The following is an 11,368-nucleotide window of genomic DNA, read 5'->3' as shown; positions in this document are numbered from 1 at the left end:
CAAAAGCTACAACAATCGCATGTACATCCCTTGGATCGCAGTCGGAAAGATCACAGATGGGAATGGCATCATTATCGATAGTTCAACAAATAAACAGAAGAACTTAAAATTAAGTGCATATACAGGACGTACTTTAGTTAAAAACAATCTTACATTTAATAATGGTGGTTCCGGCATTCATACATTTATAAGTGAGCATATTGATATTGTCAATAACACTGCTGTTTTAAATAATCAGAGTCCAGAAATTAAAGATGGGCAAATATTTGCTAATAATTCATCGAATGTCAGAATATTAAGGAATATTCTCTATGCTTTCCCCGGTAAGGTTGTTAACAGCAATTTTAGAAATAAAAACGTTACTTATGACTATAATATCTACCTCAATAGTTCTAAAATTGCTGTTAAGGGCCCTAACGATGTTGTTGCAGATTCAGAGTTTTTAAGTAAGCATCCCACTATAGAAAGAATATTTAGCAATTGGAAATCAAAGCTAGATAAACAAAATCCGCCAACGCGGACTAATGTAGAGTCTAAGTCGGCAAGTTTAGTTTGTGAGCCAATGACTTATACTTTGCAAAGCAAACCCATCCAAGTGGGATGCTCCTCGACATCTTTGGCTCAAACTACTGCTTCACCTTCGGCTCAAACTACTGCTTTTTCTGATGTTTCATCTAACTATTGGGCAGCACAATTTATTCAACAATTGTCAGGGCGAGGTGTAATTGCCGGATTTCCTGATGGTAGTTTCCGCCCTGAAGAAGCGGTGACACGCGCTCAATTTGCCGCTATGGTCAACAAAGCTTTCCAAAAACCAGCGCAACGGCAGGCAATCAATTTTGCTGATGTGCCCAGCAACTATTGGGCATCCAGCGCTATTCAACAAGCCTATACCATTGGTTTCTTATCTGGTTATCCTGGAAATCGTTTTGAGCCAAACCAGGCTATTCCCCGCCAGCAGGTTTTGGTTTCCCTCGCCAACGGTCTGGGATATAGTTCTGGTGGCAATAACGAAAGTACTCTGAGGTATTTCAACGATGCTTCTAAAATCGCTAGCTACGCCCGTAGCCCCATCGCAGCAGCAACTGAAAAACAAATTGTAGTGAACTATCCGAATGTGAAGTCCCTGAATCCAACCGCAACTGCTACTCGCGCCCAGGTAGCAGCTTTTATCTACCAAGCACTGGTTAGTTCTAATCAAGCCCCAGCAATTAACTCGCCTTATGTCGTGTCAAACCCCAGTAATTAATTGCCTTATGTGGTAACTAAATTCAAGTTGTGACTTTAATCATCCCTGATAGGCGATCGCCACTTTAACTATAGTGTGCGATCGCCTTCATTTTTAACCCTAAAAAATCTCTTTTCTGGCAACTATTCTATCCCTGTATCGTCTCACTAAGTATTCATATTTTTTAAAATACTTATTTAATAGCGTTAATTGGTAAAAGACTGATTACACTATTACCTCTTCCTAGCTCTGTTGACAGAGATTTTCTAATTTTGAGTATCTAATTTTATTGTATGTCGGAAGTAATGGTTTTTACAAAAAGCAGAAATAATTGGGAACCTAATACTTCAGCAAAGGTCTAATTAATTAACACTAAAAAAACTAATTGTGGCAGGATTAAAGATTAATGTTTACTTTAAATCGTTTGCAATCTGGAACAGCAGCACTCATGGCTTTAAGCGTCACAGTCGGTACTGTAGCGCCTTTCATTACAGCTTCACCATCTTTTGCTCAAACTACTTTTTCTGATGTTTCATCTAACTATTGGGCAGCACAATTTATTCAACAATTGTCAGGGCGAGGTGTAATTGCCGGATTTCCTGATGGTAGTTTCCGCCCTGAAGAAGCGGTGACACGCGCTCAATTTGCCGCTATGGTCAACAAAGCTTTCCAAAAACCAGCGCAACGGCAGGCAATCAATTTTGCTGATGTGCCCAGCAACTATTGGGCATCCAGCGCTATTCAACAAGCCTATACCATTGGTTTCTTATCTGGTTATCCTGGAAATCGTTTTGAGCCTAACCAAGCTATTCCCCGCCAGCAGGTTTTAGTTGCCCTCGCCAATGGTCTGGAATATAATCCTAGCGGTAATACCGAAAGTACTTTGCAATACTTCAACGATGCTTCTAACATCGCTAGCTATGCCCGTAGCCCCATCGCAGCAGCAACAGAGAAGCAAATTGTGGTAAATTATCCTAATGTGAAATTCCTGAATCCAACTGCAACCGCCACTCGCGCCCAGGTAGCAGCTTTTATCTACCAAGCGTTGGTTAGTTCTAATCAAGCCTCAGCGATTAACTCGCCTTATGTCGTGGCTGTCGGTTCTACTACCCCCACACCTGTATCAGTCACAATTCCTCAAGGGACTGCTATTCCTGTCAAGTATGACAAGGCAGAAAAAATTCTGGTTACAAAGGATGAAACAGCACCTTTAACATTGACAGTCTCCCAAAACGTGGTTACGCAAGAAGGTGCTGTAGTGATTCCGGCTGGTAGTCAGGTGATTGGTCAACTCAAACCAGCTACAGGTGGTTCTCAATTCGTTGCCGAGAAACTGGTTTTGACCAATGGTCAAGAGTATCAGCTTAACGCTACTTCAGACGTGATTACCAAAACTGAAACCGTCAACAAAGGTACTAGTACTGGTTCAATTATCAAGAATACTGTATTGGGCGCAGGTGCAGCAACTGCGGTATCTGCCGTCACAGGCGATCGCGCCATTGCCACAGAAGAAGTCTTGGGTGGCGCTGGTATCGGTGCGTTGGTTGGTCTGTTCTTCGGCAGAAATAGTGTTGACTTAATCGCCATTGACCCGGATACCGATTTACAAATGACAATCAATCAAAATCTGTTGGTTTCAGTAAGATAGTCATTGGTCATTGGTCATTAGTCATTAGTCTTTACAATTGGACTTTGGACAAATGACAAAGGACAAATCCTAAACTTCCGGTAACCAAATAATAAATGTAGTCCCTGGCGCATCGGGTGAAGTTAGCTTAGAGTTGATTGCAGGGCTAAAAACCTCTATTTTGCCCTGCATTTGCTCTATTAATTGTTTAGCGATCGCTATCCCCAAACCTGTACCGGGGATTTCTGTTTGCGCTTGTACACCTCGATAATGCCGTTCTCCAAGATGCTCTAAATCTTGGGGCGGAATCCCAGGCCCGTTGTCACTAATGACAATTCCCTGAAAATTAGCCTTTTCTTGTCCCGCCTGAATCAAAATTTTGCCCCCAGTGGGAGTATATTTCAAAGCATTATCAATAATATTAGTTAACACCTCTCGTAATGCCTTGACATTTGCACGTACTAGGGGTGAATTCTGTTGAATTTCAGTTATTAGTTTTAGCTTTCGCTCTTGTGCGATCGCTTTGGCTGATATTAATAATGGTTCTAATATATCTGCTAATGAGCAGTCAACTGCCTTGTCTCCCGTTCCCGGCAATAATAACGGCGGTTTAGCGTCTTTTTGGATAGTTGCTTCCACAAATACTTCTTTGGGGAGATGTAGCGGTGCTAAATCCGCCCCCGTTAAGTCAATTACTTGATCAAATTGTTGCAGCAATTCTTGGAGGCGATCGCTTTCCCGCACAATACTATTTGCCACATTTCGGTTGGTGTCTGCTGGTCTAAGCCTTTTCAATAGCAGTTTACCAAAAGTTCGCAACGCCGTTAAAGGGTTACGAAACTGATGCAACAGATTATCCAGCAAATCTCGCTGTTTTTCTTGGAGAATTTGTTGCTCACGCAACTGCTGCTCAAACCATGCTCGCCGTTGATCTAAAATACAAGCGATCGCCAATGTTTGGGCTATCCGTTGAATCTGACTTTCCTCGTGTTCATTCCATCCGCGATCTTTCCTACCCGTCACTAGTAACCCCATCATCACACCCTCATAAACCAGAGGTAAAACAATTTGGTTGCCACTAAATAGGTATTCCTCTTTTAGATGGGGCCTTGACGCATCTGGTATCTCAGACTCCGGTGACGACGTTGGAGATTCTGATCCTGCTGTCAATAACCTTCTCTGATGATTGGGTAGTATAAACACATTTTCAACTTGAAGCTGCTTGTGTACTGTCGCTTCAGCATTCTCCTCTCCTGGTGATAATAATGCTGTTTCCGGGTAAATTACCACAGGAATAAGTTTTGCATCGCCTGAAGGAGTTTCTACCAATTCTTGTGTTAGGTACACAATACTTATTGTTGCTCCCAGCCCTTGGGTTAGTAGCGCTATTTGCTCTCGACATAGAGCAATAAAATCGGAACTGGCAGACATTAACATTTTTTAGCTTTTGCTCAATATTACAGATTTTGAGGCATCATGATTAAGAGAGGATACTTAGTTTTTACCTCACCCATTTAATAAAGCTTAACTAAAATCTTTTACATGAAAGGTTTGTACTAAGGGATTATATCGGAATGGTAGTTTTGTTTTCTCTATCTCCAAAGATATTAATTTTCTTAAATTAAAAGGTTAAAAACTATTGATATTTTGAACTATAACCTATATAATGACGACGGATTTTGTAGCTATCACTACAATCTATAGCTTGAAAGAGGAGGACAATAGATTGGCAAGGAGACGCAAAAGGAAGAGTCGTCGTCGTCAGGAAGGACGGCGAATTTTGGAACATGTGCCTCAATATAGCATCGAAAGTGGCGAAGAAAAACCTGTGACAGCAGCGAGAAGATTCATTCAAGCTGAAGGTATTTTGCCACCTGCGTTGCTACTCGTAAAGCGAAATGAACACACCACAGACCGTTATTTCTGGGCAGAAAAGGGACTCTTTGGTGCTCAATACGTAGAGGAAAACCATTTCTTGTTTCCTAGCTTGAGGGTGTTAGAACCTTCACCAGGTCAAGAACCTCTTGCTTTAGCTAGTCGGTGAACCATAAACGGTCATCTTACGCATTGAATGTGGCTCCTGACTATCATTAACTGGCAAAATTGCTAAGTTTATGCAAAATTTAATTTTTTTTTAGTTTGGAGCTGATTTGCTTTTTAAGGCTAGTCCAGGTAGTTGGAAAATCAACTTGTGTCAAACCACGGGGAACTCCAAAAAATAAATTATTCCACATTAAAGTTGTTGACTGTTGACTGTTGACTGTTGACTGTTGACTGTTGACTGTTGACTGTTGACTGTTGACTGTTGACTGAAAACTCCTGAACCGTCAACGGTCAACAGTGAACAATAGCAATGGAATATTTTTTTACTTGGAAGTCCCCCACGCTAGATTGCATGGGTTGATAGTATTTTGAAAATGCAGAAGGGAGTGGGTATAGAGCCAAGCGCCTCCAAAAGCGCTAGTGAAGTTGCGATTTTATGCCGTAAATTGTTAAACCTTGCTCTGTCAACAAATTTAAGTTAATGAATTTAAATTTTTCCCCACTACTTATGTCGTGGGGAAAATTGACAAAGCAGAAGTCTTGATTTCCTCCTTCCTACTTTCCATTGCCTAAAGAGTAGATCGGGTCAGAACTCTGCATATCATAGTTAAGAGATGGTCATAAAAACCAACAATTATTCACCAGCCTTGAGCTGTAGAATCCTCTGTAACTCACTGAGTTCATCTCGATGGGCAACTACAGTGATCTTACTTGAGGAGGTTTGTTTGCTCTGAGTTGTTTCTACTTTGAGCGACACCTTCTCAAGTCTTCCAGATTTTTTCCAATAAAATAGACCAGTCAAAGGCGACAGCAGTACCATAGGCAGAACAAAGGTACTGAGGTTAGGAAAAAGCAGGTACACGACTAGTGATAGACAGACAATACCAGTCGCTGCCAGCAGAGTTAAAAATATAGCTAAAAACCAACTGGGGCGAACATTACCTTCAAAAGTCACTTTATTTTGTTCTCGGTCTACCTCTGCTACTCGGTAAGACCGCGAGCGAAAATACTCTTTTAATTGAGACATTAAAGCAGCTTCGTCTTGCTCAGATACCAGTTGCGCTGTTTCTATGCGGTCTTTAGTCGAGGCACGAATAAAGAAAAACAGCCCAACTGATAACAACAAGGTTAGCAGGAACGTAGATGGCAGAATAGCAGTATCCATAACTAATTGTTACTGTTTGACTGGAGGAGACTTATTCATTATCAATTATTCATTATTCGTTACTTTGTCCTCCTATTGATGTAGTCAAGCCATTGAAAAGCTAAGTCCTGCGCTTGACCTTGCCATTCTGGAGAAACTTGGTACATTCGCCTGGGGCGTCCTCGTCCTTCGAGTTTCTTCCAATATCCAGTGATAGCCCTTTCGTCTTCCAGAAATTTGATTGCACTATAAAGTACGGTATCCGAAAGCCTATAGGTTGGATATTCAGTTTCTAATTGCTCAATCAACTCGGTTCCGTAAGATTCACCTTGTAACAAAACAGACAGTATGTAACAAACTGCTACTTCCTGACAAAGGTAAGTTGGCGGAGGATTCTCAAAGAATTGATATATATCCTCAAGTTTCATGGTTAGTGAATGGCTAAAAAAATGCCTTAGGGTAGAGTCTACAATCGTCGTAGCCAGTATATAGTGCTACTACTAAATGAGTAATATATATAAAGCTACTTAGACTAGATATCCATTGCGTAAATAGGAAATAATTACCCACGCCTGTGAAGTTGTGGGACTTTGCGAGTTTTAGGGGCACAAAGTAGTGTATCCCTACTCAAGCTCGATACGGCTGGTGAGGAGCGAACAGACACTGGCAAAGTCACTATCTAGGTGTTAAGTGATGCCGAGCTAGTCAGAACTGCTTAGGCAATAAAATGCCATCGAAGAAATTTTACAGGTAAAATGCTATTTTGTCTGTAAATGTTAATAAACACTTTGTTTTACAGTGATTTTCCCAATGCGAATTCTGAAAGCTTACGCTAAGGGATATGTCTGGGTTAAAGCTGCTACTGCAGTGAAAACACTTAAGCAGTAACCATTACTGATTTCCTCCATCAGAGAATCTCTTGTCTGTTATGGCAATTGTGATAGTAAATTTATCAAAGAAGACCTGATTTTCGCGTTATATGGAAAAACCTAACCCCCTTCCCGACACGGGAAGGGGGAAAAATTCAAAGTCTCTCTCCTTCTAGGAGAGAGAAATAGAAGTGAGGTTTTCTAAATACCGTAAAAAGTCAGAAAGAAGAAGAAGAAACGCTCTGACGCGGGTAAATAACTCTTCGTGTCCCCTTTTCCCCGTGTCCTTTAATCAAGCGCCCAGCACATTGGTTCAGTCTATGTCACAAACTCCCGATGCTCCATCATCTTCCTCAACTCTCCGGGCAATTGCCCAAACTTTTCGCCTTACAGGTTGGATTAGCTTCTGGATTCAGTTAGTACTAGGCGTTGTTTCTAGCATAATTGTGCTGCTATTCGCCATCTTTAATCAAAGAACTGGCAGTCCTAGTAATAATCCTGGGACTGGCTTTGGTGTATTTTTAGCAGTTTGTGGACTGGTTATTTTGGGTGGAGGGATTTATTTAGCTTACCGTTACACTAGAATTGGCAAGCAATTGGAATCCTCCAATCCCAGCAACCGCCCTCGGAAAAGCGAGACTGTGCAAGTATTACGCTTAGGGCTGTGGGTGAATTTAGGGGGAACGCTGGTAACTCTTTTGGGTGCGCAAGCGATCGTTGGTACACTAGTAGCAAGATCCATTTCTCCTCAAGCTATAACTACGCAATTTTTTGACCCCACCCGAATTATTAGCGGTCTAGATATGCTTGTGGTACAGGCAAACACCAACACCGTCTCAGCGCATTTTGCAGGGGTTATTGCATCGCTTTGGTTGCTCAATCGCATTAACCGTCCTTAGAAAGGGGAGTAATACCAAATTTTGGATTTTAAATTTTGGATTTTAAATTTTTCTAGCCCTGGCAAGATTGGCAGGGCAAAATTTTTATGTTTGCTTTTCTGCTCATGGCAAGCCAAAATCAGTATATGCTGATGTGTTGGCAGGTAGATAATAGGCTAAAAACTGAGAAAAATCTGTGCTGGATATCAAGCAAATACGGGAAAATCCGCAATTAGTTCAAGAACGATTGAATAGTCGTAGTGGTAAATACGACATTGAACCGATTTTAGAGTTAGATCGGCAACAACGGGAACTTGAGGGAACGCGCAGTCAACTCCAAGCTCGTAGCAACGAAATTGGTAAAATTGTCGGGCAAAAGATTAAATCTGGGATAAATCCTCAAGACCCAGAAATTCAGGCTTTGCGGGATGAAGGGAACTCTGTCAAAGCTACATTGAGCGAACTGGAACCCCAGGAAAAAAACCTCAAAGCTGAAATTGCCCAACTTGTGTTGGCACTTCCCAACTTACCAAGCGACTCTACACCCCTTGGTAAAAATGAGGAAGATAACGTAGAAGTGCGGCGTTGGGGTGATGAGTACATTCCCCAAAATCTGAATATTCTCCCTCACTGGGAAATTGGCGAAAAGCTGGGTATTCTCAATGTTGAACGGGCTGTAAAAGTTGCCCAAAGTCGCTTTGTGACTTTGATGGGCGCTGGTGCGGCATTGGAGAGGGCATTAATTCAATTTATGCTGTCTCTCCATACTCAAGCTGGTTATGTGGAAGTCAGTCCGCCTCTGTTAGTGAATACCGAGTCTTTGACGGCGACCGGTCAGTTACCCAAGTTTGCGGAAGAAAGCTTTAAATGCGCTGATGACGACTTGTGGCTGATTCCTACGGCGGAGGTTCCAGTTACAAATCTCTACCGGGGTGAAATTCTCGCTGCTGAAAACTTGCCTATCTACCACTGTGCTTTTACTCCCTGTTTTCGCCGCGAAGCTGGTAGCTATGGGCGCGATATGCGGGGTTTAATTCGCCTGCATCAGTTCAATAAGGTGGAAATGGTGAAATTTGTCGAACCCAGTACATCTTTTGATGAACTGGAGAAATTGGTGGGGAATGCAGAAGCAATTTTACAGGCGTTGAAGTTGCCTTACCGAGTAGTAAATTTAAGTACTGGAGATTTAGGATTTGCCTCTACCAAAACTTATGATTTAGAGGTTTGGTTGCCCTCTTCTGGCAAATACCGCGAAATTTCTAGCTGTTCCAATACTATAGATTTCCAGGCGCGACGGGCTGATATTCGTTTCAAAGAGGCGGGGAAGAAAGGCACTCAGTTCGTACATACCCTCAATGGTTCGGGTTTGGCTGTGGGACGGACTATGGCAGCAATTTTGGAGAATTATCAACAACCTGATGGGACAGTAAGCATACCAGAAGCGCTGCAACCTTACTTGGGACGGGAAGTATTGTAATTAGTCATTAGTCATTAGTTCTTTGTCTTTTACCAATGCCCAATGCCCAATTAGCTAGTAGGTTGGGTTGAGCAACGCGAAACCCAACACTTTGATCAATGTTGGGTTTCGTTCCTCAACCCAACCTACAATTTTTTTTGCAACAATTTAGCCTCGTCACGCCACTACTAGCTTTAGATGTTAGAACCAGATACGAAAAATCGAACTATGACTAATGCCCAATGCCCAACGCCCAACGCCCAATGCCCAATTAGAATGGAGATAACTATAGCTTAATATTTTCACTAATTTACTCTATGTCAGTTTTAGCAGCGATCGCAGTTTTGGCTGTTTTGATTTTGGTACACGAGTTGGGACATTTTGTTGCAGCCCGTTCTCAAGGCATTCTCGTTAACCGCTTTTCTTTGGGTTTTGGCCCAGTTCTTCTTAAGTATCAAGGAAAGCAAACCGAATATGCTGTCCGCGCCTTTCCCTTGGGCGGCTTTGTGGGCTTTCCCGATGATGACCCCGATAGCGATGTTCCACCCAATGACCCAAATCTACTGCGTAACCGTCCAGTTTTAGACAGGGCGATCGTTATCAGTGCTGGAGTAATCGCAAATTTAATATTTGCCTATTTGGTGTTGGTTCTGCAATTGGGTATCGTCGGCATTCCCAAAGAATTAAATTATAAAGCTGGTGTAGCCGTACAGCCTGTTAATCAAGAATCTGTTGCCTATCAAGCAGGAATTCGGGAAGGAGATATTATTCTGGCTGTTAACGGTGAAGAACTCCCGGCTTCTGAAAAATCCACTCCGTTGCTGACAAAAGAAATTCAAACTCATCCCAATCAGCAAATCGAATTGAAAATTTTGCGTGACAACCAACAACAAACCCTGAAATTAACGCCAAAATTGGGAGCCGATGGCAAAGGTGTAGTTGGTGTGGCACTTAGTCCAAATGCTACAGCAGTTTATCGCCGCCCTAATAGTCCTTTTGAAATTTTTGGTCTTGCTGCTAACAGGTTTCAACAATTATTTGTTGGTACACTTAGCGGTTTTGGACAGTTGATTACCAACTTTCAACAAACTGCTGGACAAGTCTCTGGGCCAGTTAATATTGTCAAAATCGGTGCAAAGTTAGCTGAGGACAATAGCGTAAACTTGTTGTCTTTTGCCGCAATTATCAGCATTAACTTGGCTATTATCAATATTTTGCCTTTACCAGCTTTGGATGGTGGACAACTTGCTTTTCTGCTGATTGAAGGTTTACGCGGTAAGCCTGTACCAGCCCGGATTCAAGAAGGTGTAATGCAAACCGGTTTGGTATTACTGTTAGGGTTAGGAATTTTTCTGATAGTCAAAGAAACTACTCAATTAACTAGTCAATTGGAGTGGGTGCAAAGATTGTTTCAGTGAAAATAAAGAGTGGGGAGTAGGGAGTGGGGAATAGGGAAAAGGAAGTTTTATCTTTAAAGCAAAGGGCGATAGAAATTTTAGCTCGTCTGAAGCGTCTTTATCCAGATGCTACTTGCTCTTTGAACTACTCAACGCCAGTACAATTGTTGGTGGCAACGATTCTCTCGGCTCAGTGTACTGATGAGCGGGTAAATAAGGTAACACCAGCTTTATTTGATCGGTTTCCTGATGCTGAGAGTTTAGCGATCGCTGACTTGGTAGAATTAGAAAGCTTGGTACGTTCAACAGGGTTTTATCGCAATAAAGCCAAGAACATTCAAGCTGCCTGTCGAATGATTGTTAGCGAATTTGACTCTGTTGTGCCTAACCAAATGGAGCAATTATTAAAGCTTCCAGGTGTGGCGCGGAAGACAGCAAATGTAGTCTTGGGTCATGGTTATGGCATTAACGTTGGAGTGACGGTAGATACTCACGTTAAGCGCCTTAGCGAACGTTTGGGTTTAACCCAAGCAAAAGACCCCGTTCGGATTGAGCAAGATTTAATGGGTTTATTGCCTCAGCCTGATTGGGAAAATTGGTCAATTCGGCTGATTTATCACGGTCGTGCTATTTGTAAAGCACGTTCTCCCGTCTGCATTGCTTGTGAACTTGCTGATTTATGTCCTGCTGCGAATAAGCCAGTGGTTGCAGGGTAAGCGACACAAG

9 protein-coding genes and 1 pseudogene are annotated in these 11,368 nt (G+C 42.1%); 7 read left to right on the top strand and 3 right to left on the bottom strand.

Translation table 11 applies throughout. The features are described 5' to 3' along the window. Positions 1-616: 616 nt before the first annotated feature. Both D1367_RS13400 and D1367_RS13395 read left to right on the top strand, forming a co-directional pair. A pseudogene (locus D1367_RS13400) lies at positions 617-1,234 on the top strand (S-layer homology domain-containing protein); the annotation flags it as partial. 400 nt (positions 1,235-1,634) lie between these two features. Next, on the top strand, positions 1,635-2,876 hold the full coding sequence (locus tag D1367_RS13395) for an S-layer homology domain-containing protein (RefSeq protein WP_118166888.1): 1,242 nt from the start codon (positions 1,635-1,637) through the stop codon (positions 2,874-2,876). Positions 2,877-2,945: 69 nt separating this feature from the next. On the opposite strand, the gene D1367_RS13390 is transcribed toward D1367_RS13395, so the two are convergent. Further along, positions 2,946-4,292 (bottom strand): GAF domain-containing sensor histidine kinase, encoded by a 1,347-nt coding sequence (locus D1367_RS13390; RefSeq protein WP_118166887.1) that lies wholly within the window; start codon positions 4,290-4,292, stop codon positions 2,946-2,948. A gap of 289 nt (positions 4,293-4,581) precedes the next feature. On the opposite strand from D1367_RS13390, the gene D1367_RS13385 reads away from it, so the two are divergent. Continuing rightward, a complete protein-coding gene (locus D1367_RS13385) occupies positions 4,582-4,899 on the top strand; it encodes a DUF3155 domain-containing protein (RefSeq protein WP_041566316.1) in 318 nt (105 codons plus the stop codon). Positions 4,900-5,532: 633 nt separating this feature from the next. Here the strand turns inward: D1367_RS13385 and D1367_RS13380 are convergent. Both D1367_RS13380 and D1367_RS13375 read right to left on the bottom strand, forming a co-directional pair. Beyond that, positions 5,533-6,063 (bottom strand): cofactor assembly of complex C subunit B, encoded by a 531-nt coding sequence (locus tag D1367_RS13380; protein WP_118166886.1) that lies wholly within the window; start codon positions 6,061-6,063, stop codon positions 5,533-5,535. Between the two features lie 59 nt (positions 6,064-6,122). After that, the gene (locus tag D1367_RS13375) at positions 6,123-6,470 is read right to left on the bottom strand and encodes a PadR family transcriptional regulator (RefSeq protein WP_118166885.1); all 348 of its coding nucleotides are present in this window, start codon (positions 6,468-6,470) and stop codon (positions 6,123-6,125) included. 761 nt (positions 6,471-7,231) lie between these two features. Here D1367_RS13375 and D1367_RS13370 point away from each other — a divergent pair. The 4 genes from D1367_RS13370 to nth all read left to right on the top strand — a co-directional run bounded on the left by D1367_RS13370 (position 7,232) and on the right by nth (position 11,358). Further along, positions 7,232-7,810: a DUF3611 family protein gene (locus D1367_RS13370; protein ID WP_118171409.1), complete on the top strand. Its 579-nt coding sequence runs from the start codon at positions 7,232-7,234 to the stop codon at positions 7,808-7,810. Positions 7,811-7,985: 175 nt separating this feature from the next. Then, positions 7,986-9,266, top strand: coding sequence for a serine--tRNA ligase (gene serS / locus D1367_RS13365; RefSeq protein WP_118166884.1), 1,281 nt, complete (start codon positions 7,986-7,988; stop codon positions 9,264-9,266). Positions 9,267-9,562: 296 nt separating this feature from the next. Beyond that, positions 9,563-10,663, top strand: a complete 1,101-nt coding sequence (gene rseP, locus D1367_RS13360) for an RIP metalloprotease RseP (RefSeq protein WP_118166883.1) — start codon at positions 9,563-9,565, stop codon at positions 10,661-10,663. Positions 10,664-10,686: 23 nt separating this feature from the next. Next, positions 10,687-11,358 carry an endonuclease III gene (gene nth, locus D1367_RS13355; protein ID WP_118166882.1) on the top strand — a complete coding sequence of 224 codons (672 nt, stop codon included), beginning with the start codon at positions 10,687-10,689 and terminating at the stop codon, positions 11,356-11,358. Positions 11,359-11,368 lie beyond the last annotated feature (10 nt).

The organism is Nostoc sphaeroides, from assembly GCF_003443655.1.
In the GTDB taxonomy this organism is placed as follows: domain Bacteria; phylum Cyanobacteriota; class Cyanobacteriia; order Cyanobacteriales; family Nostocaceae; genus Nostoc; species Nostoc sphaeroides.
This window is presented reverse-complemented; position numbering and strand designations above follow the sequence as displayed.

Excerpts from the sequence above, each read along its gene's own strand:
- D1367_RS13395 (WP_118166888.1), top strand. The coding sequence starts at position 1,635 with ATGTTTACTTTAAATCGTTTGCAATCTGGAACAGCAGCACTCATGGCT.
- D1367_RS13390 (WP_118166887.1), bottom strand. The coding sequence starts at position 4,292 with ATGTTAATGTCTGCCAGTTCCGATTTTATTGCTCTATGTCGAGAGCAA.
- D1367_RS13380 (WP_118166886.1), bottom strand. The coding sequence starts at position 6,063 with ATGGATACTGCTATTCTGCCATCTACGTTCCTGCTAACCTTGTTGTTA.
- D1367_RS13375 (WP_118166885.1), bottom strand. The coding sequence starts at position 6,470 with ATGAAACTTGAGGATATATATCAATTCTTTGAGAATCCTCCGCCAACT.
- D1367_RS13370 (WP_118171409.1), top strand. The coding sequence starts at position 7,232 with ATGTCACAAACTCCCGATGCTCCATCATCTTCCTCAACTCTCCGGGCA.
- rseP (WP_118166883.1), top strand. The coding sequence starts at position 9,563 with ATGTCAGTTTTAGCAGCGATCGCAGTTTTGGCTGTTTTGATTTTGGTA.